Origin of the sequence: Priestia sp. 40 (genome assembly GCF_049368575.1) — a bacterium.
GTDB classification, from domain to species: domain Bacteria; phylum Bacillota; class Bacilli; order Bacillales; family Bacillaceae_H; genus Priestia; species Priestia zanthoxyli.
On the sequence record NZ_JBMPZA010000005.1, the window covers coordinates 1,706,636 to 1,732,919 of the forward strand.

Consider the following 26,284-nt stretch of genomic DNA (forward strand, 5'->3'; position numbering starts at 1 on the left):
CAATCTGTTACAGTCACAAAAAAGAGGCATAGGAACACGTCCTATGCCCGACATACATATATTTTATAAAAGGGGGTCAATTACTATCTATATAGTACCCCATCAATGTTTCACAGGTGTTACAGAACAGTTAAAACCGAATTACGTTTTGTAAAAGATTGATTTCAGCCTTATTGCTGAATAGCTTTTAACTTTTCTTTTAACTCTTCTACATAGTGCTGAGCCGCTTGAGCAGCAATGCTGCCATCGCCTGTAGCTGTTACAATTTGACGAAGAGCCTTTTCACGAACATCTCCCGCTGCGAACACACCTGGTACTTTTGTTTCCATTTGCTCGTTCGTTTCAATATATCCTTCTTTATTCGTGATGTTTAGGCTTTCGAATGGTTTTGTTAGTGGAACCATTCCAACATAAATGAATACGCCGTCCGCACCGAACTCGCGCTCTTCACCTGTTTTTGTGTCTACTAACGTTACGCTGCCTACTTTACCGTCTTTTTCATTTACTTCTTTGACCGTTGTATTCCAAATAAAATCGACTTTTTCGTTGTCAAATGCACGCTGCTGTAGGATTTTCTGCGCGCGAAGCTCATCGCGTCGGTGAATAATTGTTACTTTTGTTGCGAAGCGAGTTAAATATACGCCTTCTTCAACCGCAGAGTCTCCACCGCCTACAACGACTAGCTCTTTGCCTTTAAAGAATGCACCGTCACATACAGCACAATAAGATACCCCACGGCCGCCTAGTTCTTTTTCTCCTGGGGCGCCTAATTTTTTATATTCTGCACCCGTAGCAACGATTACTGAACGTGTTTTATATTCTTTGCTGCCTGCACGAACTGTCTTGTATTTTTCTCCGTCGATGATTTCTTTAATATCACCGTACGCATATTCCGCACCGAATTTTTTTGCATGCTCAAACATTTTGTTTGAAAGGTCAGGACCAAGGATATGATCATAACCTGGATAGTTTTCTACATCTTCCGTATTAGCCATTTGACCGCCTGGAATTCCTCGTTCAATCATTAGTGTTGATAGATCTGCACGAGATGTATATACAGCAGCAGTCATACCTGCTGGACCTGCCCCAATAATAATGACATCATAAATTTTTTCTTCTGTCATTGCTTTACACTCCTTTTAGGAAATTCCTTCGTAGTTGATTCCAAATTTATGGATAATTATTTCGTTATCACTATCCTAATATGTTCTTCCTATTACCGTCTATTTTTTTGCTCAATTTAATAACGTATTCACAATTTTACTGTACTTTCTAACTGTTGCAGCGGAAATGGAATATTGTTTTGCCGCATCGGCTTGAGTAATAGACTGGTTTTGTTCTTTCGCCCATATATATGTGACGGCTGCGGCCCACGCATTTACGTTCACATGCTGAAAATCATAGGATTGTTTATATACCTGTACATATACATAGAACCAAAAACTTAAAAGATCCTGGATATCACTTTCAGTCTGCGATTCCATCTCCAGTTCAATAACATCTGCCACCTCAAAAATTACATGGTGTTTATCCTGCCATACATACGTATATACTTCATCTAAAAGTGTACTCATATGTATGGACGACTTGATTTCTTCTAAAAGAAGCAGACGCTGTTGTTCAGGAAGCTTCTTCGCCATATACAGGCTGTAAAGCTGATCATGAACATTTTTTGTTGCACATTTCTTTTTCGCTGTAACATCCACTTTCGATTGAAAAATCTTCGCAGCTTTTTGACTGATGCGCCAAGGCTCCTCTCCTTCTTTATCAGGAACGTCTTCCAATGCCAGCTTCCACATTTCTTTAGCGAACGCTTCACGTCCAGTATAGTAAGAGGCATATGAGAGCCAATAATGAAATGAGTTGTCTCCTTGAAATCCTTGTGTATAAAGCTTTTTTAACCATCTGTATGATAGTTTGTATTGACCAATCAACGCAAATGTTGCTCCAAGCTTATAGCGGTGCTCAAATGACATTGGATAAACGCGGCTAAGTCCGTCTGTAAGCTCCTCAACTTCTTTATGCTTATGGCAATAATAATAGAAAATCAGCTGATTGCATAACGCATGAAGATTTCCAGGGTTTTTCTCCAACACTTCATTCAGCAAATCCATTGCCTCATCAATTTTATTTAAATAAAAATAAGCTAACGCTAAATTATTATATGCAGACCAGAATTCTGGATACTCATCAATTATTTCAGTTAATAAATCCACTGCTTCTTCAAAATTCGTTGCTTCAAGCAGTCTTTTTGCTTGTTCTTGTTTTATAATCAGCATGTCGCCTAGCTGATTTTTAGGCTCTTCATCTTCTTCATCCACATCAATTGATAGTAAATCTAACAGATCTGTAGCCGATCGAAAGAGGTCACCATTTGGAAAATGCTCAATGTAATACATCGCGTATTTTTTTGATTCTTCAAACAGTCCAAGATGCGCATAGCTGTTGGCTATATAGTAGTAACAGCTTCCTAATGTATCGTCCATATGATGAATCACATGGAGAAAAAGCTCGTTGGCATCTTGATAATCTCCCCGCTCCGTTAAAGCTACCCCAACGTTTGTAAGAAGCTGTGGATTACGGGCATTTTCTTTGTTTGCACGCGTTAAATACTTGAGCGCTTTATCTGACTCCTCTTCTTCAAACGCCTGCAGCGCTTTTTCGAAATAGAAGTCACCCGTTTGCGAAAATGGAATTACTTGTGCCATTTTTTGAATTACTTTTGAGTGTTTTTCCATTAAGCCCTCCAAATAAGTTGATAATTTCGACGTTCGTAGTATATCACATTTGCCAAGAAGTTTAATACCTCTATTCAAAAAAGGAGCCTGCAAGCAGTCGTTTCTTGACACAAATAAGAGAAGGTTTTGCCTCTTTTATCTAAAATGAGACAACTCCTTCTCTCCTTTCACTATGTAGCTATTAGCTAGAGTGACGCTCTTTTAATACTGCTAGGACATCGTCTAAAGGGAGCTTTTGCTCACGAAGTAAAACAAGTACGTGGTACAATAAATCTGCAACTTCCCACTTCAGCTCATCATGGTCACGATTTTTTGCTGCAATAATCACTTCACCAGCTTCTTCTCCTACTTTTTTGAGGATTTTATCTACGCCTTTATCGAATAAGTACGTCGTATAAGCTCCTTCTGGCATTTCAGCTTCACGCTTAGCGATTACTTCTTCTAGCTCATTAATAATAGCGAACCGATTATCATTTTGTTTATTTTCGCCAAGAATTGTTTCATTAAAACAGCTGTAAGCCCCCGTATGACAAGCAGGACCTTGAGGCTCCACTTTTACAACAAGAGAATCAGCATCACAGTCATATGCCATGCTTACAATTTTTTGCGTGTTCCCAGAAGTTTCGCCCTTGTGCCACAACTCTTGTCGAGAACGGCTGTAAAACCATGTTTCACGTGTATCAATTGATTTTTGAAGTGATTCTTCGTTCATATAAGCCAATGTTAAAACTTCTTTGCTCACAGCATCTTGTACAATAGCTGGTACAAGTCCATCACTGTTGAATTTAATGTTTTCAATCGTCATCGAATGCTCACTCCTTGTTGTTTTGCATAGCTTTTAATTTCTTTTACAGATGTTTCTTTATAGTGAAAGATCGAAGCCGCCAAAGCTGCGTCAGCTTCTCCTTTTTCAAACGCATCGACAAAATCTTGACCATTTCCTGCGCCGCCAGAAGCAATAACAGGAACGCTCACCGCTTGGCTGACTGCTTTGGTTAATGCTAAATCAAACCCTGACTTTTCGCCGTCTTTATCCATACTCGTTAACAAGATCTCACCCGCACCGCGCTTCACTGCTTCTCTTGCCCAGTCGATTACTTCCCAGTCCGTTGCATTGCGGCCTCCGTGTGTATAGACTCTCCATGAATGTAAACTTTCATCGTACTTAGCATCGATGGCTACCACAATACACTGAGCTCCAAAAAAGTCGGACCCTTCTGTAATCAGTGCTGGATTGAGTACGGCCGCTGTATTTAATGACACTTTGTCTGCACCAGCACGAAGCATTCTCTTCATATCTTCTAATGCATTAATTCCTCCGCCCACCGTAAAAGGAATGGCTAGCTGAGATGCTACTTCTTCTACAACATGTACCATTGTTTTGCGTCCTTCATGAGAAGCAGAAATATCTAAAAAGACTAATTCGTCTGCGCCTTCTTCATCGTAAAATTTCGCCAACTCTACAGGATCTCCTGCATCTCGAAGTTCCACAAACTGAACTCCTTTTACCACACGGCCGTCCTTTACATCTAAACAAGGAATGATTCGTTTTGTAATCATTACGCTTTCACCTCTTGAAGTGCTTCAGCTACTGTAAACTTATTTGTATAAAGTGCTTTCCCTACAATCGCACCAATAACGCCGTCAGCTTCATATTTCTTTAGTGCATCTAGATCAGCAAGCTTACTAACTCCCCCTGATGCAATCACACCTTTTCCAGTAGCCTTAGCCATTTCAACAATTCCTTCCACATTAGGACCAGACAGCATACCATCTGTAGAAATATCTGTGAAAATAAATGTTTCCGCACCAGCATTAGCCAATTCTTTTCCTAGTTCTGTCGCTTTGATTGTAGATGTTTCCACCCAGCCTTCCGTCGCAACATAGCCATCGCGTGCATCAATACCAATAGCAATACGCGCACCATATTTTTTCAACATTTTTTTCACAAATTCAGGATTAGAAATAGCTGCACTTCCTAAAATAACGCGGTCAATTCCGCTTTCTAAATAGTAAGCAACGTCAGCTTCTGAGCGAATGCCTCCTCCAATTTGCACACGTACATTTAATTTCTTTTTCACGCCTAGCACAAATTCATCATTTACGCGCTTGGCCGCTTTTGCGCCGTCTAAATCAACCATGTGAATCCACTGAGCGCCTTCACTTGCGAATTGTGTGGCCATATCTACCGGAGAATCTCCGTACACCGTTTCTTTTGTGTAATCTCCTTGAAGCAAACGGACGCACTTTCCTCCGCGCATATCAATGGCTGGATATATTTCAAATTTGCTCATACGATGGGCTCCTTTTCTCTACGAAGTTTGCATAATTTTGCAGCATTTGCATTCCGATTGCACTGCTTTTTTCAGGGTGGAATTGAGCGCCAAATACGTGTTCTTTTCCAACAACTGCTGGAACTTCAACATCATAAGGACTTGTTGCTAAAAGCACGTCTTGGTCATTTGTTTTTACGTAATAAGAGTGAACAAAGTACACGTGACCTTCACTGATTCCATCAAGCAGAGCAGACTGCTGATGAAAATCTAAAGAGTTCCAGCCCATATGCGGAACTTTATATGTCTGTCCTTCGGCAGTAATGCCGGGAATACGCTCGACTCTCCCTTTTAACAGTTCCAGCCCTTTTGTTACACCGTTCTCATCGCTTTCTTCAAATAAAAGCTGCATACCTAAACAAATTCCAAGCAAAGGCATTCCTTTTTCTACTTCTTCTTTAATAAATTCCGTCAGCTTTGTTTGATTCAGCTGTTCCATCGCATCTTTGAATGCTCCAACTCCAGGAAGAATCAGCCCTTTTGCCTTTCTTAGTTCTGCAGGATCTGCGGAGATAATATAGTCATAGTTTAATCGTTCAAGAGCTTTACTTACGCTATATAAGTTCCCCATCCCATAGTCAATAATGCCAATCATTTACAACATCCCTTTCGTCGAAGGCACACCTTTGACACGCGGATCAATCGTTGTCGCTTCGTCCAAAGCACGCGCTAATGCCTTAAATACCGCTTCAATAATGTGGTGTGTATTTTTACCGTAGTGTACGATTACATGTACATTCATGCGAGATTCTAATGCAAATTTCCATAAAAATTCATATACAAGCTCTGTATCAAATGTACCGACGCGGGACGCGGGAATGTCACCTTTAAATTCAAAATGAGGACGATTGCTTAAATCTACTACAACTTGAGCCAACGCGTCATCCATTGGTACAAAAGCATTTCCATAGCGTTTAATTCCTTTTTTATCACCGAGCGCTTCTTTGAATGTTTGACCAAGGCAAATACCGATATCTTCCGTTGTATGGTGATCATCAATCTCCGTGTCTCCATCTGCTTTTACATCAAGGTTAAACTGTCCGTGTTTTGTAAATAAATCCAGCATATGATTTAAAAAAGGAACGCCTGTATCAATGTTCGCTTTTCCTTCTCCATCGATTCCAATCGCTAATGCAATATCCGTTTCGTTTGTTGTACGTTTAATACTTGACTCTCTCATTGTGAAACTCCTTTCAACTGTGCATGTAATAAGTAAAGAAAAGAACATTTCTACTCTTTTCTTTTAATCTCCACATTATTTTTTAAAGCGTTCTTCAACCGCCCTTGCATGAGCTTCTAGCCCTTCTAAACGAGCAAACGCTGCAATTTTCGAGACATTTTTCTGCAGGGCTTGTTGGCTGTATGAAATGATACTAGACTTCTTCACAAATGAATCAACTGATAAAGGACTTGAGAATTTTGCTGTCCCATTTGTTGGAAGAACGTGGTTTGGTCCCGCGAAATAATCCCCAACAGGTTCTGAGCTGTATCTTCCTAGAAAAATAGCACCGGCATGACGAATGGAACCTAAAAGTTCAAGCGGACTTTCAGTCATAATTTCTAAATGCTCAGGGGCTAATTGATTAACAGCTTCAACCGCTTCTTCTAATGACCCGGTCACATAAATAGCACCATGGTTATCAATAGAAGGTTTGGCGATTTCTTTACGAGGTAAAGATTCCACTTGTCTTTCCACTTCTTCTTTAACAGCTTCGGCTAATTTCATAGAAGGTGTTACTAAAATGCTTGAAGCTAAGTTGTCATGTTCTGCTTGAGACAATAAATCAGCTGCCACTTCGTTGGGCTTAGCCGTTTCGTCTGCTAGTACGACAATTTCACTAGGTCCAGCAATTGAGTCAATGTCTACTAATCCATATACTTCTCTTTTCGCTAATGCAACAAAGATATTACCAGGCCCTACAATTTTATCAACAGGTTTAATTGTTTCTGTTCCATAGGCAAGTGCTCCTACCGCTTGAGCTCCCCCTACTTTATAAATCTCTTCAACCCCAAGCTCATTCGCTGCTACAACTACTCCAGCAGGCAGCGCGCCGTCTTTTCCTGGAGGTGAAACCATCACAATACGTTTTACCCCTGCCACTTGAGCAGGAATAACATTCATTAAAACGGAAGAAGGATAAGCCGCAAGGCCTCCCGGTACATAAACACCTACTGCATCTAAAGGCGTTACTTTCTGACCTAAAATGGTGCCGTCTTCTTTTGTTGTCATCCAAGACTGCTCGACCATTCTTTCGTGGTAATCACGAATGTTGTCAGCAGCTTCGCGAATGATTGACAGCATATCTGCATCAACCAGCTCATAAGCACGCTTCTTTTCTTGTTCTGTCACAAGCAAAGAAGAAAGCTCAACGCCGTCAAATTGGGCTGTATATCTTTTTAAAGCTTTGTCTTTTTGCTCTTGCACCTGCTTTAAAATATTTACGACAATTTCTCTTTGAGCACTCGTCCCTTGATCAATCGTACGCTTTAAGCTCACTTGTTCTGTTACACGTGTAATTTTCAATGTATGTCACCTCTTTTATACAGGTTGAACCACTTGGGCTAAACGATTCACTAAATCATCAATTCGTTCGTCTTTTAAACGATAGCTCACAGGATTCACAATCAAACGCGATGTAATATCTTCAATGTGCTCCAATTCAACGAGTCCGTTCTCTTTTAGTGTTTGTCCCGTTGATACAATATCAACGATCCGATCAGCCAGGCCGATTAAAGGCGCTAATTCAATCGAACCATTCAATTTAATAATTTCTACTTGTTCTCCTTGCTCCCTGAAATAAGTCGATGCTACATTTGGATATTTGGTTGCCACTTTTTGAGCAATTTCTGATTTTTTAGCATTAGGCAAACCGGCAACGGCCAAATGACATTTACTAATATTTAAATCCAACAGCTCATAGACATCTCGTTCTTCTTCTAACATTACGTCTTTACCTGCAATACCAAGATCCGCTACTCCGTATTCTACATAAGTAGTGACGTCCATTGGTTTTGCTAAAATAAAGCGCATGTTCTCTTCAGGAATGTCTACAATCAGCTTGCGCGAATCGTCAAATTCTGGCGGCAATTGAAAGTCTGCTTGACGCAAAAGTTCAGCTGCTTCTTCAAAAATACGTCCTTTTGGCATTGCAATTGTTAATAGTTCACTCATTATTGTCCCCCCTTGCCTCGTTTTCCAATTAGAAACGTGACTTCTTCAAACTGTGCAGTAAATACATCAACATCATCAACGCCTGCAATTTCCTGAGTCACTACTCGATATCCTTGCTTGCGCTGTTCAGCAGCTAAAGCTAATGCCTCATCTAAACGCTCCTGGCTATATAATATGCCGTATACTGCTGAAGGCTCATATACTTCTTCGCCCAGCGCTTCAATTAAGCGGTCGAGCTGAATTCCAAATCCTGTAGCTGGTGTTTTAGACGCAAATTTTTCAAGAAGCTGGTCATAACGTCCTCCATTACCGATATGGAAACCAACGTTTTCAGCAAAAACTTCAAATAAAATACCTGTGTAATAGCTCATATGACTGACTAAGTTAAAATCAATTTTAATTTCATCCGTTACACCGTACGCATCAAGCATATTCCATAACTTTTTCAAATCACTGGCTGCTTTTTTACCAGCTTCGTTTTCAACTAGTTCGACTGCTTCTTCAATCTTCTTTTCATCTCCGCGCAGGTTAAGCAGCTGAAGGAGACGCTGTTTATCAATAGAAGATAGATTCAAATCTTTTACATGATTACGATAGCCCACGTAATTTTTTTCATATAAAAAGCGGCGAAGCACGTTAGCACGTTCTTCATTTCCGACAATTTCTAAAAAAAGCGAATTAACAAACCCGATGTGGCCAATTGCGACTTTAAATGATTTAAGTCCCGCTCTTTTTAATGCGCCGATCATGAGAGCAATGACTTCAGCATCGCTGCTCATCGTAGCGTCTCCAATTAGCTCAACGCCTATTTGTTCAAACTCCGCCGGGCGGCCGCCCTCACGCTGCTGAGCTCGGAATACATTTGCTTCATAAGCTAAGCGCAAAGGAGAATTATTTAAAAGTTTTGAAGCGGCCACACGTGCAAATGGCGTTGTTACATCCGGTCGCAGCACAAGCGTATGCCCTTCTTTATCTAAAAGTTTAAACAATTGTTGATCTAAAATAGCTGATGCGCTTCCTACCGTCTCGTAATATTCCACAGTAGGCGTTGCCATATATTGATAGCCCCAGCTGCTGATTTCATCTGCCAGCTGATTGCGAACTTGTTTTTTTCTTTCAAAAAGAGCTGGCAGGGTATCTCTCATTCCAAGGGGTTTTTCAAACATAAATAACTTTGACATTCCGACACGTCCTTTAAGCTTGATTTTATCTATTAAGGAACCATTGATAGGTTGTTTTTACTTTATCACACTAATGTATTAGCGAAATAATAAATTAAAGTTATTGATAGTTTACACCCGATAAAGTCAGCCGTCAACCGCCAGCTGTTCAAATTTACAAAAAAAACCACAGCTTAGTTCTTGCTAAGTTGTGGCTTTAGGTTCTGCTTCCCTGCGCTTTTCCATTTCTTCTTTTGTATAGATGACACGCATAGGGTTACCTCCAACAAAGAAACCGGGTGCTACATCTTTATGAACCACCGTTCCAGCCGCTACAACCGCTTCATTGCCGATTGTTACACCTGGAAGGATGGTGCTATTTGCTCCAATCATTACTTCATCCCCAATGATGACATCTCCAAGACGATATTCCGTTATCAGATATTCATGAGCGAGAATAGTCGTATTATATCCAATGACCGTATTGCGTCCTACTTGTATTTTTTCAGGAAACATAATATCGAGCATTACCATAAGGGCAAAGGATGTTTGAGGCCCTACTTTCATCCCTAAGCACGTTTTATACAGCCAGTTTTTCATCGAAAGAAAAGGCGTATAGCGAGCGCATTGAATGATTAGGAAGTTGCGCACTACTTTCCAAAAAGGCACGGTCTTATAGACATGCCAAAGGGAATTAGCTCCTTTAACCGGATAGCGCGTCGTTTTTCTCACTGACGTTCTCCTTTTAATATATCAATTAAATCCGTCATATTTTCTAAAATAATATCAGGATTATAAGAAGCGATATGTTCTCTTCCTTTTGCACTCCATGCAACTCCAGCTGTTTTCGTATAAGCTCTTTGGCCAGAAACGATGTCGTGATGGTTATCTCCCACCATCAGTGCTTCTTCAGGTTTAGCATCAAGCAGCTTCAGTGCTTTTTCTACTGGCTCAGGATGCGGCTTTGCATTTGTTACGTCTTCAATTGCGACAATCGTATCAAAGAACTGGTCTAACTTTGTTAACTTAAGCCCCATCATGACCGTATTTCTTTGCTTTGTTGTGACAATACCTAATTTATAATTCTGCTCGTGCAGCCATTTAACTGTTTCAAGTACGCCTTCAAATTCTTTAACAAGCAAATCATGATTAGCTAAATTATGCGTGCGATACATCTCAATCATTTCGTTTACTTTCGTTTTATCCATTTCTACAAACGTGTCGTATAAAGGAGGCCCCATAAACTGTAAAATATCTTCACGAGTATATTGTTCAGGATAATAGTGATTAAGCGTATGAGTAAACGAAGCAATAATTAATTCATTTGTATCAATTAACGTACCGTCTAAATCAAACAAAACCGTATTAATCGTCATTATTCATTTCCTTCCCTTGCGTCAAATCAAGTTTGTGTAAATCTTGTAGCTTTTCTTCATTTACGCCTTAGATTGTGCTTCTTCATTCTCTAAGTATTTCTGTTTACTCATTCCCGTCACGCGGCGGACAATAATTAAAATAATGGCTATTACAATCAGTACAAGTGAAACAACTTGAGCGATTCTGAGTGTATGCGTCAGCATTAAACTATCCGTGCGAAGCCCTTCTACAAAGAAGCGTCCAACTGAGTACCAGATTAAATAAGATAAGAAAATTTCTCCTTTTCGCAGACTGGTGCGGCGAAGTACCATCAACAGGATAAATCCGGCAAAATCCCATAATGATTCGTATAAAAACGTAGGATGATAATATGTACCGTTAATATACATTTGGTTAATAATAAAATTGGGAAGGTGCAACCCTTCTAAAAAAGCACGGGTAACCGGCCCCCCGTGTGCCTCTTGATTCATAAAGTTGCCCCAGCGCCCAATGGCTTGGCCAAGGATTAAACTAGGCGCAGCAATATCAGCCAACTTCCAAAATGAAATCTTCTTTACTTTCGAATATACAATGGCAGTTAATACGCCTCCGATTAAGCCACCATGAATGGCAATCCCACCTTGCCAAATCTGAGGTATTTCATTTAAATGCTTTGAATAGTATCCCCATTCAAAGGATACATAATAAATTCGTGCACAAATAATAGCTATTGGCACAGCAAATAAGATAAGATCAACAAATGTATCTTTTGATAAGCCTCTTCTTACGCTTTCTCTTGTCGCAATATAAAGACCTAATAGAACACCTGCACCGATAATTACGCCGTACCAGTAGACCGTTAGAGGGCCAATTTCAAGGAAAACGCGATCTAACGGCTGAATAGTTGCTTCCACAAGTTAACACCCTTTCTTATAAATCTTCACGATCTCCTTCTTCAATTACATCTGTTAGACGTGCGGAAAATTGTTCTGCTGCGTTAATACCCATACGCTTTAAGCGGAAGTTCATTGCTGCCACTTCAATGATAACAGCTAAGTTTCGTCCCGGACGTACTGGCAATGTAATTTTTGTAACGTCTGTATCAATAATTTTCATTTTATCTTCTTCTAAACCAAGGCGATCATAATGTTTCTGCTGATCCCATGTCTCCAACTGAATAACAAGTGAAATTCGTTTATAGCTTCGTACAGCTCCTGCACCGAATAGCGTCATCACATTGATGATCCCTAGTCCGCGAATTTCAAGCAAATGCTCGATTAAACCAGGCGCATTTCCTACAAGCGTGTCTTGATCTTCTTGACGGATTTCCACACAGTCATCGGCTACTAGACGATGTCCCCTCTTAACAAGCTCTAGAGCTGTTTCACTTTTACCAACGCCGCTTTTCCCCATGATTAATACACCAATTCCGTATATATCAACTAATACGCCGTGCAGGGCAGTAGTAGGTGCTAGCCGGCTTTCAAGAAAATTCGTTAAATGGCTGGAAAGTCGCGTCGTTTTAAAGTTCGAACGCAGCACAGGAACTGATTCACGCTCTGAAGCTTCAATAAGTTCTTTCGGTACATCCATTTCGCGCGAAACAATGATAGCCGGCGTGATATCTGTACACATCTTTTCCATTCGAACTTTTTTTTGTTCATCATCTAACTGTTTAAAAAATGATAGTTCTGTTTTACCTAACAGCTGGATACGTTCTGCTGGGTAATATGTAAAATAACCTGCCATTTCAATACCCGGGCGTGAAATATCACTTGTTGAAATAGGACGGTCGATTCCTTCTTCTCCGCTAATAAGCTCTAATTTAAATTTCTCAATGATGTCTTTTGTACGTACTTTAACCACCGTGCATCCTCCTTTTATAAACAGTCATATACCTGTTCATGTCTACAGTATATCCAACTCTCGCTTTTATGTCGCGTTTGGTTCTACTAGCCATTTTATTTTATCATTAATACGGAAAGAAAAGAAAAAAAGATGGCATAGGCTGCATCGCCTTACCATCTTTTTTAGAAAATTAAATATTGCAAGAAAGTTATCTTCTATTTTGAAGCGGTTCAACAATCACTCGTTGAATAAGCGCATTTAAAAGCGACATGATTACTGAGGCTAAAAGCGCTGTACCAAACCCGTCAATATTAAAAGAATCTCCCATAACACTTTGTGTAATCATCAGCGTAATGGCATTAATGACGAATAAGAATAGGCCAAGCGTAAGAAATGTCACCGGCAGGGTAAGTAAAATTAAAATCGGCTTAACAAACACATTCAAAATCGATAGAATCAAGCTCGCGATAATAGCTGCACTGACTGATTCCAAGTGAAAGGTGTCGATATAACCTGCAATTACGATTAATACGAGGGCATTGATTAAAATACTAATGATTCCACGCAATAACATTTTTAGAAATCTCCTTCTTCATTTGGAACTAAAAATACAAAAATCATATATAAAATGACCGGGGTACCTACTGTAAAAAATAAACTGATGATAAACAATACGCGCAGTAGTGAAGCATCTATTCCGATATACTGAGAAATACCGCCGATAACACCCGCAAGCTTGCGATTTGTTCGCGAACGATACAACTTTCGCACGTTAATCATCTCCTTTGCTTTTTACTAAAACAAGCGTTTTCTATTTTATAACAATTGAACCCGTTTTGGATTCAGCTAACAATTTATAGCCTTTAGGCGAAGCGACATTGGCTTTGAAACGAAGTTGTTTCATAACCGTTTCTTTTTTCTCATCTACTATTTCCATCTCAGGAAGTGTACATGTAAAATTCCCAAAGTTAGATTTCAAATCTCCGTCAACGGAGAGGTGGGGCGGAGTATAGAGCGTAATGCTCCCCGTAGTCGTTTTGAAAAATGCTTTTTCAATGCGCTCTCCTTTTAAATACGTATCAATATCTCCGTTAAATGTTTGAACGTCAATTTTCTTTGTGTCCCCATCAAATTTAACCGTTCCATTGATTGTTTCAAGCTCACATTTTGAAGCGAGTATTCGAGAAAGTTCCATGTGCCCATTTGATGTCTCCATTTCAAGAGAATGGCTATTCACATCGTAAAAGCGGATGGTACCATTAGCTGTTTTGGCTTTCAGGTCTCGTACGCTTAGTCTTTCCCCATCGATTGAACCATTAAACATACGGAGCTTGACGCGTTCATATTCCATTTCTGGAATATAAATAATCGCTTTCACCTTCATTTGCTTTTGCTGAATTGCAAAGCGCAATTTGCCATTTTCAATGGAAAATGCCGTATGCTGTAAGAAAGTGCGGCGCGCTTCATCCGAATTCTCTACTTTGTAGATAGCAGCTTCACACTCTATTCGTACTTCTGTACTCCCCCAAGGACGGAGCTGGACGCTTCCATTTGCTAAATCTACATCAATCTCTTGAATATATGCTTCTGATTGTTGAAAGATGTGCTGAACGTCAATTGAAGGCCCAAAGTTAAAATCTAAATCTCCCTCTTTTACTTTTTTTACCGTTTGATCCACAAATGTAAATAATTTTTCTTTTAAAGAGCTTTGAGATGACTTAGAAGCGTACGTTTTTTTCTGTTTTCCTCCTACATAAGGGGATAGCTCAGCTTTATCAGACGTAGCATAGGAAGAATCATTAGCCGAGTCTTTTTCCAGTGAGTTTAGCAAAGTTAAAGCCTCATCTACGCTAAGTTTCCCTTCTTCTACCATCTGTAAAATTTGTTTGCGCTTTTCACTCATACGTTCCATCTCCTCTTTACGTTTTAGTCATTTAACTTTTATCTGCTTAATATTTGTATCCCTTTTACAATATTCCATACAAACACAACAACATTAACTAAAGAAACAACAACTAAAGCTACAATTAAAAGAATAAATACCGTTCCACTAGAGCCAGTAAGAGCAGGAAGTAAGAAAAATAAGAACAAGATCGCTGTAGCGATAGGTAGTAAATGTGACAAGAATGCAGTTTTTGCATGTTTCTTTACTTCTATGTTATGAACAACAAAATAAATAATAATAGGTAATAAAAATGGTGCAAAGAAAACGCTAAAATAATTTAAGGAAGATAGTACGCGATTTCCTTCCATAATAATCAACTCCTTATATCATGTATTACGGTTTAATGAGTTAAAAAGTTTCATTCTTTATAAAAAAGACACCAATGCTGGTGTCTTTTAACGAGTTAATGCCTCTGCTTTTTCAACTTTTTTCTCCATACGCTTACGATCACGTTCTAAAATTGGCTTCAAATAATGACCCGTATAGGATTCTTTTACTTTTGCCACTTCTTCTGGCGTACCCGTAGCCACAATTTGTCCGCCTTTATCTCCACCTTCAGGCCCTAAATCAAGCAGGTAATCAGCAGCTTTGATGACGTCTAAATTATGTTCGATCACTAGAACCGTATCTCCATTTTCAACTAAACGCTGGAGCACTTTTAATAATCGTGCAATATCATCCACATGAAGACCAGTGGTCGGTTCGTCTAAAATGTAAAGCGTTCTTCCTGTTGAGCGGCGGTGAAGCTCTGACGCTAACTTTACACGCTGTGCCTCTCCACCGGATAAAGTAGTGGCGGGCTGTCCAAGCGTGATATAACCAAGTCCTACATCGTAAATGGTCTGCAGCTTCCTCTTAATCTTTGGAATGTTTTCAAAGAAGTGAAGAGCGTCTTCAACTGTCATATCCAACACATCTGAAATGTTTTGATCTTTGTATTTCACTTCTAAAGTTTCACGGTTATATCGTTTGCCGTGGCAGACTTCACAAGGGACGTATACATCTGGCAAGAAATGCATTTCAATTTTAATAATACCGTCTCCTCGACAAGCTTCACAGCGGCCGCCTTTTACGTTGAAGCTAAAACGACCTTTTTTATATCCGCGCACTTTTGCTTCGTTTGTTTGTGCAAATACATCTCGAATGTCATCAAATACACCTGTGTAAGTTGCAGGATTCGAACGAGGCGTGCGACCTATTGGAGACTGATCAATATCAATGACTTTATCTAAGTGTTCAATGCCTTTGATTTCTTTATGTTCTCCTGCTTTGCTTTTTGCTTTATGCAGCTTTTGTGCCAATGATTTGTGAAGGATATCATTTACCAGCGTACTCTTACCTGATCCAGATACACCTGTAACAGCCGTGAATACACCTAACGGAAGCTTTGCTTTTACATTTTTTAAATTGTTTTCTTTTGCTCCTATAATTTCAATCATCCGATCTTTATCTATTGACCGTCTTTCCGCTGGAAGAGGAATAAACTTCTCTCCTGATAGATATTGACCCGTTAAAGAGTTTTCATCCTCCATCACTTCCTGAGGCGTACCTTGAGAAACAACGGCACCCCCGTGTACGCCGGCTCCTGGTCCGATATCAATTAAATAATCAGCTGCCATCATCGTATCTTCGTCATGTTCTACAACAATCAACGTATTCCCAATATCGCGCATATCTTGCATCGTGCGAATTAAGCGATCATTGTCACGTTGATGAAGACCGATAGAAGGTTCATCTAAAATATAAAGAACCCCCGTCAAACGAGAACCAATTTGAGTAGCCAAACGAATGCGCTGTGCTTCTCCTCCTGAAAGAGTTCCAGCAGAGCGGTTTAATGTTAAGTAATCAAGTCCCACGTTAATGAGAAAGCTTAGACGCTCACGAATTTCACGCAGTATCATATCAGCAATCTTCATGTCTTTTTCAGATAGGCTGAGACTTTCAAAAAAGTCATATGCTTCTTTTACTGAAAAGCGGGTTGTATCTCCTATATGCTTTTCGTCAATAAGCACCGCTAAGCTTTCGCGTTTTAAGCGATTCCCTTTACATTTTGGACAAGCTTGCTGAGCCATGTATTTTTCCATTTGCTCACGAATGTAATCTGAACTTGTTTCATGATAACGGCGCTCTACGTTTCGAAGCACGCCTTCAAATTCGATGTGATTTTCTCTTACTTGGCCAAAATCATTTTCATAGCGAAAGTAAATCTTTTCTTTACCGCTGCCATATAATACTTTATCAAATAAATGTTCCGGGATATCTCGAACCGGCACATCCATGTCGATGCCGTAATGTGTACATACGGCTTCAAGCAGCTGCGGATAGTATTGAGAACTTGTTGGCTCCCAAGGTGCAATTGCGTGCTGATGAAGCGTTAAGTCATAGTTAGGAATAACTAAATCTTTATCCACTTCCAATTTCGTTCCTAACCCATCACACGTTGGACACGCCCCGTACGGACTATTAAACGAAAACATGCGGGGCTCAAGTTCTCCAATGGAGAAACCACATTTTGGACAAGCATGATGCTCGCTAAAAAGCAGTTCTTCTTCACCTATCACGTCAATAATTACTTTCCCTTCTCCAAGGCGAAGAGCTGATTCCAAAGAGTCCGACAAACGAGCGGCTACACCTTCTTTTACAACAACGCGATCAATCACTACTTCAATAGAGTGCTTTTTGTTTTTTTCCAGTTCAATTTCTTCTGTTATTTCACGCATTTCTCCGTCTACTCGAATGCGAACGTACCCTTCCTTTTTAATATCTTCTAATACTTTTACGTGGGTGCCTTTTCGGCCAGATACCACAGGGGCCAGTACTTGAAGTTTTGTGCGTTCAGGGTACTCTAAAATTCTATCTACCATTTGCTCAATCGTTTGAGACGTAATTTCAATTCCATGATTAGGACAAATCGGCTTTCCTACCCGAGCAAACAAAAGGCGCAAATAGTCATAGATTTCCGTCACAGTTCCGACGGTTGAACGAGGGTTTCGGCTCGTTGTTTTTTGATCGATTGAAATAGCAGGCGACAATCCTTCAATCGAATCTACATCCGGCTTATCCATTTGACCTAAAAACTGTCTTGCATATGCCGAAAGCGATTCAACATAACGTCTTTGTCCTTCTGCATAGATTGTATCGAAAGCTAAAGAAGATTTACCAGAACCTGATAACCCTGTTAACACTACTAATTTGTCCCGCGGGATTTCAATATCGATATTTTTCAAATTGTGGGCTCGTGCACCTTTTACCACGATTTTTTCCATCGCCATGTTTTATCACCCTTCCGCTTTTAATTCTAGAATCAAGTCACGAAGCTCAGCTGCGCGCTCAAAGTTAAGCGCTTTGGCTGCTTCTTTCATTTCTTGTTCCATTTCTTCTATGAGCTTTGCTTTTTCTTTTTTGTTGAGCTTATCAAATGCCGGTGCTTCTTCATACGTTTCTGTATCTTCTGCCACTACTGTTGCACGAATTGAGCCTCGAACTTCTTTTTGAATCGTTGTCGGCGTAATGCCGTGCTCTTCATTGTAAGCTTCTTGAATACTTCTACGACGCTTGGTCTCATTGATTGCAATGTCCATGGAGTTTGTGATGCGATCTGCATACATAATGACATGTCCATTAGCATTTCGCGCAGCACGTCCGATGGTTTGAATAAGCGATCGTTCTGAACGCAAGAACCCTTCTTTATCAGCATCTAATATAGTTACTAACGAAACTTCCGGAATATCTAAACCTTCACGAAGTAAGTTAATTCCTACAAGCACATCATATTTTCCAAGCCGCAGCTCTCGGATAATTTCAATACGCTCGAGCGTCTTCACCTCAGAGTGAAGATATTGAACTTTAATGCCAATTTCTTTTAAGTAGTTCGTTAAATCCTCAGACATTTTCTTTGTTAACGTCGTAACGAGTACTCGTTCATTTCGCTTAATCCGGTCGTGAATTTCTCCAATTAAATCATCAATCTGCCCTTCAATTGGTCGAACTTCAATATTTGGATCCAATAATCCCGTTGGACGGATAATTTGTTCAATCACATCAGGTGCCTTCTCAAGTTCGTAAGGACCTGGTGTTGCAGAAACATGAACAATTTGGTTAATATGCTGTTCAAATTCATCAAATTTAAGCGGGCGGTTATCTAATGCGGACGGCAGGCGGAAACCATGGTCTACTAACACTTGTTTACGCGCTTGGTCTCCATTATACATTCCTCTAACTTGAGGAATTGTAACGTGTGATTCATCCACAACAAGAAGGAAATCTTCCGGGAAGAAGTCCAGCAGTGTATAAGGTGTAGAACCAGCTGGACGAAGCGTTAAATGGCGAGAGTAGTTCTCGATTCCCGAACAAAAGCCCATTTCTCTCATCATTTCTAGGTCGTAGCGCGTGCGCTGCTCCAAGCGCTGCGCTTCTAAAAGCTTTCCTGCTTCTTTTAGCTTCTCTAGCTGTTCTTCTAATTCTTTTTCAATGTTTTGAATAGCAACACGCATTTTTTCTTCTCTCGTGACAAAGTGAGATGCCGGGAAGATAGCTACATGTTCACGATCTCCAATAATTTCTCCTGTTAGAGCGTCAACTTCTCGAATGCGGTCAATTTCATCCCCGAAAAACTCGACGCGAATACAGTGTTCATCTCGAGATACAGGAAAAATCTCCACAACATCGCCGCGAACGCGAAACGTTCCGCGCTTAAAGTCAATATCATTCCTTTCATACTGTACATCCACTAGCGTACGAAGCAGCTGATTGCGCTCTTTTTCCATCCCTACTCGAAGAGATACGACCATTTCTTTGTATTCTTCCGGAGATCCTAATCCATAAATACAGGACACGCTGGCAATAATAATGACATCTTTTCGTTCAAAAAGAGCAGAAGTTGCCGAGTGACGAAGTTTATCAATTTCATCATTAATGCTTGCATCTTTTTCAATAAATGTATCTGTTTGAGGTACATAAGCTTCAGGCTGATAGTAATCGTAGTAACTGACAAAGTATTCAACTGCGTTATTAGGGAAAAACTCTTTAAACTCACTGTACAATTGACCAGCAAGCGTTTTATTATGAGCCATAATTAATGTCGGCTTATTTATTTCCTTAATAACATTAGACATGGTGAAGGTTTTTCCCGTTCCTGTAGCACCTAATAAAACTTGATGCTGCTTACCTTCTTTAATTCCTTTCACAATCTTTTCAATTGCCTTTGGCTGATCACCTTGCGGTTGATATGAGGATACTAATTCAAACTGATCTTTCAAATGAAGGCCTCCGTTTCCATTTTCTTGTTTTATCTATTTTTTATTACGATATGTAAAAACCGAAAATACGAACTGATATTCGTATTTTATCACTTTATAATCATAAATGAAACTAATGAGTATTAATCTTATATAGTGTTTGTTTGTTTTTATTTTTTACCCTGTTACTTTATTACCCACTAAATTCTTATACTACCCTTTTCGAAGGGAATACAACTCTTTAGATGAAAGCAATAAAAGAAAGCAAGCTGCGTTATTGTTTGAAAAAGATAGGCTTTTGCGCCAATTTCTAAATTATGATACAGTATAAAAAATATGTACTGAGAGGGGTTTAGTATGGCAAGCGTTGATCAAGTTCTTATAAATAACTCCTTTACAACAGTTGAAGAATCAACTTCTTTAGCTAAAGTGAAATCTGAACTTTCAAACTATGACTTCGTCGTAGTCACAGCAAGTACCTTTTATGTAATACAAAAAGATGAACGATACCTGTTAACAGGTCATGACGAGGCATCGTCCATAAAAAAAGTAATAGCGGATACAAATTGGCCTTCATCTTCTACTTCTACGTTAGCCAATTTACAAGCCAACACAAACTGGAACAGACCAGTCCTCATTCAAGCAGAAAACCAAGAAACCACAATAGGACTTGTAACACCTTCACAGTGGATTACACATTTGCATAGCCAAAATGAGATATTAGCTTCCTATTTTGATACATTGGCAGAAACCATTAATGATGCAGTGACAGCGGTCGATAATGAAGGAAATGTAATCTTGTGGAATACTGCTGCGGAACATACGTATAAGATTCAGAGAGATGATATTTTGGGTAGAAAAATCGGAGAGCATTTCAAAGATGAATCCATCATTCTACATACGATTCTAAATGAAGGGCGCCCTGTACGCGGAACGTATCATCGTCCTAATGAACAAACTCACGTGCTCATCAATGCATCTCCTATTATAAGAAACAATCGGGTCATAGGTGGAGTCGCAACTGAACATGACATTACCAATATTGTAAGATTAAATGAAGAAATTGATGTGTCTCTTCTCATTCCAAAAGATAATCCATTTTCTTCTTTCGCGGGTATCAGTCCTGAAATTAAGCAAGCCGTTGACATTGCCAAAAAAGTGGCATCTACAGATATGCCTATTTTATTAACAGGAGAACCTGGTTCTGGGAAAGAAATGCTGGCTCAGGCCATCCACTACGGGGGATCCAAACATAAAGAACCTTTTTTATCTTTAAATTGCGCCACTATTCCATCTGGGCTTCTGGAAATTGAGCTCTTTGGTCATCAAAAAGATGTCTTTTCAGAAGATCCAACGACCATTGCGGGAAAACTAGAGCAGGCTCATAACGGGACGTTATTTATTGAAGAGATTGATAAAATGCCTCTTGAAATTCAAGTTAAGTTTCTCCGTTACTTGGAAGAACAATCCTTTTATCACGTTGGAGGCACCGAAGAAATTCAAGTCCAAACCCGAATTGTAGCCTCTACCACGACGCCTTTGGAAGAGTTGCTAAAAGCCGGTGAATTCCATGAAAATCTTTACTATTTGCTGACCGTCATTAATATTATCATTCCGCCGCTTCGAGACCATAAAGAAGACATTGAAGCATTAACTCAGCAATTTGTACAGGAATTTAGTAAAAAGTATAAAAAGAAGGCTCCTTTCATCAGCTCTGAAGTTCTAGAAGCCTTTATGCAATACGATTGGCCAGGCAATATTCGCGAGCTAAGAAATACGATTGAACGAATGATTTTTCTAAGTGATCAGTCGTTGATTACCCTTACGCACCTTCCTGACAATCTGAAGGATGCAAGTTCTTTCACAGAAGTTCAAAAAGAAGAAGATTCTCTTCAAGAAGCTAGGCTAATAGAAGAAACTCTTCAAAAAACCTATGGAAACAAAAGTGCTGCAGCAGATCTGCTTGGCATTTCACGCGGCACCCTTTACAATAAAATCAAAGAATATGGACTAAACTAATGAAAAAATTCGACACGAAGCTAAGGTGCTTGTGTCGAATTTTTTATGTTTCTTGGACTGAACTTATTTGGAGAAATTTTTTAACACGAACCATACATTGGCGGGACGTTCGGCTAGGCGTCTCATAAAATACCCAAACCAGTCAATGCCGTAAGGGACATATACTCTTACTTTATATCCTTCTCTTACTAGACGATCCTGCAGTTCTACACAGATTCCATAAAGCATTTGGAACTCAAATTGGTCATTTAAAATACCATTTTCTCTTACTAATCGTTTTGTGTACTGAATCATTTCTTCATCATGACTTGCTACAGCTGTATAGTGTCCATTTAGCAAATGCATTTTAATTATTTTTTTATAGTTTTCATCTACGTCTTTCTTTTCGGGAAATGATACTTCTGGTGATTCTTTATAAGCTCCTTTTACCAGACGTAAATTGGCTTGATATTGCTGTAAGTCATTCATATCTTGTTCTGTACGATAAAGATACGCTTGAATCACAATTCCAACATTATCGAATTCTTTGCGTAATTCTTTATACATATCAAGGGAGATTTGGCAGTGCAAGTAGTCTTCCATATCAATTCGAACAAAAATATCATTCACCCTGGCCGTGTGTAGGATTCTGCGCATGTTTTCCATACAAAGCTCTTTGCTAATATCCAACCCTAAAGAAGTCATCTTTAACGATAAATTTGATTGAACGCCTGATTCTGCAATGGCTTCTAATGTCTGAATACACATGGCCGTAGATAACCTAGCTTCCTCTTCTGTAAAAACAAACTCTCCTAAATGATCGAGTGTAACAACTTTCCCACTATTGTTAAGCTCCTTGGATGTTTGAATTGCTGATTCAATTGAATCTCCAGCAACAAAACGAGCTGCCCCCATCCGCAATCCATACTTTTTAGCTAATTTATTCATTGAATGATTTTTGCCAAGCGACTGAAACATCGTTCTCATTAACACTTCCATCGATACTAAACCTCCCTTTGTTTAAAAAATCAAAATAAATATAATTTTCAGATTAATATCTTTATTTTTCTATACCCCAACTACATATTTGTACACGTAGTTAAAATAATTTACACAAAATTGTTTAAGTTAATTTAGTTGAATACATATTTGTATGATTAATTTAATTATACTCATTTATCGATGGAACTGTAACAACAATGTTATGAGTTCTAACTCGTTTTTGGACATAAAAAAGCTCTCCACATTTCGTAGAGAGCTTTTGCGTACGTTTTGATAATAAGACGATTCACTTATCATCAAAATAACAATCTTTATTTCCCAGCTGCTAGCATGCCTTTTGCATATAGAAAACCGATGGCTGCGGAAAGTAAATCTATTAAAATAATAAGCGGATAATCTGCGTACCCTTTATATACAGAAACAGCTATCAATAAAAGCGTCAGTGCTGTTGCAACATATAAGTTATATGTTACTCTAGCAAATAGAACAAGCAATATGGCGGGTAGAAAAACTGCGGCAATCGTTTTGACTTCCACAAACATTTCTCCTTTTTATCCGTCTTTTAACCAGCTTGCGAGTCACGTTTTGTATAATTGTGTACAAACAAAATGCCTAGTTCATGGTGTTCATTGTCATACAATGCTCGCTGAGTAAAGCGAACTTCTCCATTTTCGTCAATAACTTCTAGCTTACAAAAAGCACGGTTATTAACTTGTAATGCTTCATAAAATTTATGGACTTCAGATACAGCGATTCCATTTACCTTAATAATCACTTCTCCTACTTTCAAACCCATTTTCTCTGCCGGAGAATGAGGGATGATTCCTAATACAATCAAACCTTGTGTACGCTTAGTAAATAGTGCGGGCGCTTTTTCATCGCTTCGACGCTGCTGCAAACGAATCCACTCTCTTCCTATGATCGCTAGAATAACAACAGCTACAGCGGCAGGAGGATAAAAAATAGCAGCAATCGTAATGATTGTTAATCCCACGCCTAATGCTAATACACGCTTACCGGTAAATTCAATAGATTTAAACGGAACCATACTTTGAATTCGCTGATAAAAACCGATAGCAAAAGGAACAAAAAACAGGCTAAATGATGTTCCTTCAATAGATAACACAGGCCACCATGGAAACACAGACGTAATGGCGCTGCCTGGAATTAAGACAAAAAGCGGAACAACCCATAATTTTTGAGAGTAATGAGCCCCAATTTCCTGCCCTCTTTTACTTTTCACAATGGCTGGAGACGTACCTTTTGCTCCAAATTTCCAAATTAAATACCCTTCTGCTAATACAAGCAGCGACATTAAAATAGTAAGAGAAGGTAAATCTGCGTTATGAGCTTGCACTGACCACGTTTGAATAAATCCTTCACCGAAACCAGCTGCAGGAATAAGCAAGGTCGCAAGCACAGCCAGTCCTACCGTATAAGAAGGAGAAAGCCATTTAAACGTCCAAGGACCGCTTATGATAAAAGTTAAAACAGCTACAAGTACAATCGTTCCTATAGATACATAGACACCTAGCAACACGGTAACAACGGATAAAATCAACCCAATAATGATACCTGGAAAAAATAAATATTTTGCTTCTAAAATAAAATCAAACACGCGAACATGAAAATTTTGACGCTCTCTCTTGACGCGAGAAAGACCTACAAAAAACGAGACGAGCAGAAATAAATAAGTTAACGGGTGTAAAAACAAACGCCCGATACCTTTTAATAGCTCTAATGCAAAATCCATTTTTTCACCACCTGTATTTTTCACATTTTTATTACAACATTTACGATTGATTGTTATGTATCATAGGCTTCTTTATTTTATCAAAATGCATCACTAACCGACAATGTTGTTTTTACTAAAAAAGTTCCGCGCTTTGGAAAAGCACGGAACTTTTTCTACTTCTTATTGACTAGCTAGCTTTAAAGCCGTTTGAAGCTGACGATCTTCATCTTTTGATTTAATTTTTTCTAGAAGTTTTGTTTGTAAAAGCGCTGCTGTATCTTCATCAATTTCACCTGTAGCTTTTTGCTTATTGGCTTTTTGGAATGCTGTTACAGCTGTTTCTGTCTCTTTACTAAAATATCCGTCTGTACGTCCAGGTTCAAAACCAAGGCCTTTTAGCATCACTTGAGCATTCTTCACCTGGTCACCTGTCATATCACGTGTTAATGGCTTTTTATCAACTTGAATTGGATTTGCATAATAATAATCCGGCTGCTTGACTTCTACTGTCGGTTTTATACCTTTTTCGTTAATCCAGTTTCCATCAGGCGTTAGCCATTTATAGAACGTTAATTTTAAATTACTGCCGTCTTCCATTGGAACAGCTTGTTGAACCGTTCCTTTTCCATAGGATTTTTCACCGACTAGCTTGTATCCTCCTGCTTCTTTTAATGCCCCGGCAAGAATTTCAGAAGCGGATGCACTTCCTCCATCAATCAAGGCCACAATTGGATAATCCTTTTGCTTTTTCATTGAAGAAACCACTTTTTGACGTTCACCGTTACGATCTTCAATTTGGATATATGGCTTTTTATTCGTTACTAATTTATCGAGCATTTTTTCAACGCTCGTTAAATAGCCACCAGGATTTCCACGAACGTCTAGAACTAAGCCATCAATATTTTTATTTTCAAGTTTTTTCAACTGTTTCGTAAATTCGTCTCCCGTTGACTCAGAGAATGACGTAATTTCCATGTAACCAATTTTTTTATTGTTTACATTTTTAACAGAAGAATAGACGGTTTCAATTGGAATCTCATCTCTTACAACTTTTACTTTCATCGTTTCTTTCACGCCTGGTCTTTGAACATCTAATGTCACGGTAGAGCCTTTTTTACCGCGAATTTTTAATACCGCTTCATTCAATTCAAGACCCGCGATACTTTTACCATCGATCTTTAAAATCTGATCATTTGGTTTTAATCCTGCTTTTTCCGCAGGAGATTGTTTAAACGGAGCTACGATTGTTACTTTTCCATCTACCATGCTTACTTCAGCACCAATCCCCTCAAACGATGAATCAAGAGACTGCGTGAATTGCTGTGCCGTTTTCTTATCCATGTAAGATGAATGAGGGTCTCCTAAGGTTTGTACCATTCCTTGGATTGCGCCATCTAATAATTTTTTGTCATCTACATCTTTGTAATATTTTGAAGATATCAGTTCGTAAGCCTGCTTGATTTTGTCTAGCTCTTCCTTTTCCACTTTACTATCATTTGAAGAAGTTGTAAGGGGGGTACTGACCGTTCCAGCATTTGCATACTGAATGCCAAAATATGTACCTGCTGCTCCAACAACTAAGGAGAGTGCCATTAATAGTGCAACGATTTTCCGATTCAAGTTCTTTCATCCTCCTCAACCTTAAGCCATCTCTTCTTATTATAATAGATACAACCAAAACTATGTAATAAAAAGGATGCATGTGTTATTTGTAGCAAAAGGCACCACACAAATCAAGTGCGATGCCTTTTTGTTAAACT

Annotated in this window: 25 protein-coding genes; 1 reads left to right on the top strand and 24 read right to left on the bottom strand. The window is 39.1% G+C overall.

Annotated elements, in window-relative coordinates; genetic code table 11:
- Positions 1 to 170: 170 nt before the first annotated feature.
- The 20 genes from trxB to uvrB form a co-directional block, all read right to left on the bottom strand.
- Positions 171 to 1,124: a thioredoxin-disulfide reductase gene (gene trxB / locus ACO1DI_RS10010; protein WP_423145216.1), complete on the bottom strand. Its 954-nt coding sequence runs from the start codon at positions 1,122 to 1,124 to the stop codon at positions 171 to 173.
- Between the two features lie 111 nt (positions 1,125 to 1,235).
- Positions 1,236 to 2,738, bottom strand: coding sequence for a tetratricopeptide repeat protein (locus ACO1DI_RS10015; RefSeq protein WP_042991823.1), 1,503 nt, complete (start codon positions 2,736 to 2,738; stop codon positions 1,236 to 1,238).
- A gap of 181 nt (positions 2,739 to 2,919) precedes the next feature.
- Positions 2,920 to 3,543 carry a bifunctional phosphoribosyl-AMP cyclohydrolase/phosphoribosyl-ATP diphosphatase HisIE gene (gene hisIE / locus ACO1DI_RS10020; protein WP_014457832.1) on the bottom strand — a complete coding sequence of 208 codons (624 nt, stop codon included), beginning with the start codon at positions 3,541 to 3,543 and terminating at the stop codon, positions 2,920 to 2,922.
- Positions 3,540 to 4,298 (bottom strand): imidazole glycerol phosphate synthase subunit HisF, encoded by a 759-nt coding sequence (gene hisF, locus ACO1DI_RS10025; RefSeq protein WP_014457831.1) that lies wholly within the window; start codon positions 4,296 to 4,298, stop codon positions 3,540 to 3,542. The genes hisIE and hisF overlap by 4 nt, the downstream gene beginning before the upstream one ends.
- On the bottom strand, positions 4,298 to 5,032 hold the full coding sequence (hisA, locus tag ACO1DI_RS10030; RefSeq protein ID WP_014457830.1) for a 1-(5-phosphoribosyl)-5-[(5-phosphoribosylamino)methylideneamino]imidazole-4-carboxamide isomerase: 735 nt from the start codon (positions 5,030 to 5,032) through the stop codon (positions 4,298 to 4,300). The genes hisF and hisA overlap by 1 nt, the downstream gene beginning before the upstream one ends.
- Complete coding sequence (gene hisH / locus ACO1DI_RS10035) at positions 5,019 to 5,666, bottom strand: imidazole glycerol phosphate synthase subunit HisH (RefSeq protein WP_209368032.1); 648 nt, start codon at positions 5,664 to 5,666, stop codon at positions 5,019 to 5,021. The genes hisA and hisH overlap by 14 nt, the downstream gene beginning before the upstream one ends.
- Positions 5,667 to 6,251, bottom strand: coding sequence for an imidazoleglycerol-phosphate dehydratase HisB (gene hisB / locus ACO1DI_RS10040; RefSeq protein WP_013059719.1), 585 nt, complete (start codon positions 6,249 to 6,251; stop codon positions 5,667 to 5,669).
- A 75-nt stretch (positions 6,252 to 6,326) separates the two neighbouring features.
- Positions 6,327 to 7,595, bottom strand: a complete 1,269-nt coding sequence (gene hisD / locus ACO1DI_RS10045; protein WP_209368034.1) for a histidinol dehydrogenase — start codon at positions 7,593 to 7,595, stop codon at positions 6,327 to 6,329.
- A gap of 15 nt (positions 7,596 to 7,610) precedes the next feature.
- Positions 7,611 to 8,243 carry an ATP phosphoribosyltransferase gene (gene hisG / locus ACO1DI_RS10050; protein WP_013059721.1) on the bottom strand — a complete coding sequence of 211 codons (633 nt, stop codon included), beginning with the start codon at positions 8,241 to 8,243 and terminating at the stop codon, positions 7,611 to 7,613.
- A complete protein-coding gene (locus ACO1DI_RS10055; RefSeq protein WP_014457827.1) occupies positions 8,243 to 9,424 on the bottom strand; it encodes an ATP phosphoribosyltransferase regulatory subunit in 1,182 nt (393 codons plus the stop codon). Before ACO1DI_RS10055 ends, hisG begins: the two co-directional genes overlap by 1 nt.
- Before the next feature lie 183 nt (positions 9,425 to 9,607).
- Entirely contained in the window at positions 9,608 to 10,135 is a 528-nt protein-coding gene (locus ACO1DI_RS10060; RefSeq protein ID WP_028409652.1) for an acyltransferase, read from the bottom strand.
- Complete coding sequence (ppaX, locus tag ACO1DI_RS10065) at positions 10,132 to 10,779, bottom strand: pyrophosphatase PpaX (RefSeq protein WP_042991821.1); 648 nt, start codon at positions 10,777 to 10,779, stop codon at positions 10,132 to 10,134. The genes ACO1DI_RS10060 and ppaX overlap by 4 nt, the downstream gene beginning before the upstream one ends.
- 60 nt (positions 10,780 to 10,839) lie before the next feature.
- Complete coding sequence (gene lgt, locus ACO1DI_RS10070; protein ID WP_014457826.1) at positions 10,840 to 11,673, bottom strand: prolipoprotein diacylglyceryl transferase; 834 nt, start codon at positions 11,671 to 11,673, stop codon at positions 10,840 to 10,842.
- A gap of 16 nt (positions 11,674 to 11,689) precedes the next feature.
- Positions 11,690 to 12,625 carry an HPr(Ser) kinase/phosphatase gene (gene hprK / locus ACO1DI_RS10075; protein WP_042991820.1) on the bottom strand — a complete coding sequence of 312 codons (936 nt, stop codon included), beginning with the start codon at positions 12,623 to 12,625 and terminating at the stop codon, positions 11,690 to 11,692.
- A 190-nt stretch (positions 12,626 to 12,815) separates the two neighbouring features.
- Entirely contained in the window at positions 12,816 to 13,181 is a 366-nt protein-coding gene (locus tag ACO1DI_RS10080; RefSeq protein ID WP_013059727.1) for a phage holin family protein, read from the bottom strand.
- A gap of 2 nt (positions 13,182 to 13,183) precedes the next feature.
- Complete coding sequence (locus ACO1DI_RS10085) at positions 13,184 to 13,378, bottom strand: PspC domain-containing protein (RefSeq protein WP_013059728.1); 195 nt, start codon at positions 13,376 to 13,378, stop codon at positions 13,184 to 13,186.
- A 40-nt stretch (positions 13,379 to 13,418) separates the two neighbouring features.
- On the bottom strand, positions 13,419 to 14,510 hold the full coding sequence (locus ACO1DI_RS10090; RefSeq protein ID WP_014457823.1) for a DUF4097 family beta strand repeat-containing protein: 1,092 nt from the start codon (positions 14,508 to 14,510) through the stop codon (positions 13,419 to 13,421).
- Between the two features lie 38 nt (positions 14,511 to 14,548).
- Entirely contained in the window at positions 14,549 to 14,860 is a 312-nt protein-coding gene (locus ACO1DI_RS10095; RefSeq protein WP_014457822.1) for a hypothetical protein, read from the bottom strand.
- Positions 14,861 to 14,947: 87 nt separating this feature from the next.
- Positions 14,948 to 17,824, bottom strand: a complete 2,877-nt coding sequence (uvrA, locus tag ACO1DI_RS10100; RefSeq protein WP_115655058.1) for an excinuclease ABC subunit UvrA — start codon at positions 17,822 to 17,824, stop codon at positions 14,948 to 14,950.
- A 6-nt stretch (positions 17,825 to 17,830) separates the two neighbouring features.
- On the bottom strand, positions 17,831 to 19,810 hold the full coding sequence (gene uvrB / locus ACO1DI_RS10105) for an excinuclease ABC subunit UvrB (protein WP_042991819.1): 1,980 nt from the start codon (positions 19,808 to 19,810) through the stop codon (positions 17,831 to 17,833).
- Positions 19,811 to 20,146: 336 nt separating this feature from the next.
- Between uvrB and ACO1DI_RS10110 the strand changes: the two genes are divergently transcribed.
- Entirely contained in the window at positions 20,147 to 21,808 is a 1,662-nt protein-coding gene (locus tag ACO1DI_RS10110) for a sigma-54 interaction domain-containing protein (protein WP_014457819.1), read from the top strand.
- Between the two features lie 63 nt (positions 21,809 to 21,871).
- Here ACO1DI_RS10110 and ACO1DI_RS10115 read toward each other — a convergent pair whose 3' ends face one another.
- From ACO1DI_RS10115 to ACO1DI_RS10130, 4 genes are all read right to left on the bottom strand, one after another.
- Positions 21,872 to 22,786 carry a proline dehydrogenase family protein gene (locus ACO1DI_RS10115; RefSeq protein WP_014457818.1) on the bottom strand — a complete coding sequence of 305 codons (915 nt, stop codon included), beginning with the start codon at positions 22,784 to 22,786 and terminating at the stop codon, positions 21,872 to 21,874.
- Between the two features lie 314 nt (positions 22,787 to 23,100).
- Positions 23,101 to 23,325 (bottom strand): DUF2198 family protein, encoded by a 225-nt coding sequence (locus ACO1DI_RS10120; protein WP_014457817.1) that lies wholly within the window; start codon positions 23,323 to 23,325, stop codon positions 23,101 to 23,103.
- 26 nt (positions 23,326 to 23,351) lie between these two features.
- On the bottom strand, positions 23,352 to 24,542 hold the full coding sequence (locus ACO1DI_RS10125; RefSeq protein ID WP_182421408.1) for a PDZ domain-containing protein: 1,191 nt from the start codon (positions 24,540 to 24,542) through the stop codon (positions 23,352 to 23,354).
- A gap of 162 nt (positions 24,543 to 24,704) precedes the next feature.
- The gene (locus ACO1DI_RS10130; protein WP_013059738.1) at positions 24,705 to 26,144 is read right to left on the bottom strand and encodes a S41 family peptidase; all 1,440 of its coding nucleotides are present in this window, start codon (positions 26,142 to 26,144) and stop codon (positions 24,705 to 24,707) included.
- Positions 26,145 to 26,284 lie beyond the last annotated feature (140 nt).

Bases quoted from the DNA above. Each gene is read 5' to 3' on its own strand.
- trxB (WP_423145216.1), bottom strand. From the start codon at position 1,124: ATGACAGAAGAAAAAATTTATGATGTCATTATTATTGGGGCAGGTCCA.
- ACO1DI_RS10015 (WP_042991823.1), bottom strand. From the start codon at position 2,738: ATGGAAAAACACTCAAAAGTAATTCAAAAAATGGCACAAGTAATTCCA.
- hisIE (WP_014457832.1), bottom strand. From the start codon at position 3,543: ATGACGATTGAAAACATTAAATTCAACAGTGATGGACTTGTACCAGCT.
- hisF (WP_014457831.1), bottom strand. From the start codon at position 4,298: ATGATTACAAAACGAATCATTCCTTGTTTAGATGTAAAGGACGGCCGT.
- hisA (WP_014457830.1), bottom strand. From the start codon at position 5,032: ATGAGCAAATTTGAAATATATCCAGCCATTGATATGCGCGGAGGAAAG.
- hisH (WP_209368032.1), bottom strand. From the start codon at position 5,666: ATGATTGGCATTATTGACTATGGGATGGGGAACTTATATAGCGTAAGT.
- hisB (WP_013059719.1), bottom strand. From the start codon at position 6,251: ATGAGAGAGTCAAGTATTAAACGTACAACAAACGAAACGGATATTGCA.
- hisG (WP_013059721.1), bottom strand. From the start codon at position 8,243: ATGAGTGAACTATTAACAATTGCAATGCCAAAAGGACGTATTTTTGAA.
- ACO1DI_RS10055 (WP_014457827.1), bottom strand. From the start codon at position 9,424: ATGTCAAAGTTATTTATGTTTGAAAAACCCCTTGGAATGAGAGATACC.
- ppaX (WP_042991821.1), bottom strand. From the start codon at position 10,779: ATGACGATTAATACGGTTTTGTTTGATTTAGACGGTACGTTAATTGAT.
- ACO1DI_RS10080 (WP_013059727.1), bottom strand. From the start codon at position 13,181: ATGTTATTGCGTGGAATCATTAGTATTTTAATCAATGCCCTCGTATTA.
- ACO1DI_RS10090 (WP_014457823.1), bottom strand. From the start codon at position 14,510: ATGAGTGAAAAGCGCAAACAAATTTTACAGATGGTAGAAGAAGGGAAA.
- ACO1DI_RS10095 (WP_014457822.1), bottom strand. From the start codon at position 14,860: ATGGAAGGAAATCGCGTACTATCTTCCTTAAATTATTTTAGCGTTTTC.
- uvrA (WP_115655058.1), bottom strand. From the start codon at position 17,824: ATGGCGATGGAAAAAATCGTGGTAAAAGGTGCACGAGCCCACAATTTG.
- ACO1DI_RS10110 (WP_014457819.1), top strand. From the start codon at position 20,147: ATGGCAAGCGTTGATCAAGTTCTTATAAATAACTCCTTTACAACAGTT.
- ACO1DI_RS10115 (WP_014457818.1), bottom strand. From the start codon at position 22,786: ATGGAAGTGTTAATGAGAACGATGTTTCAGTCGCTTGGCAAAAATCAT.
- ACO1DI_RS10125 (WP_182421408.1), bottom strand. From the start codon at position 24,542: ATGGATTTTGCATTAGAGCTATTAAAAGGTATCGGGCGTTTGTTTTTA.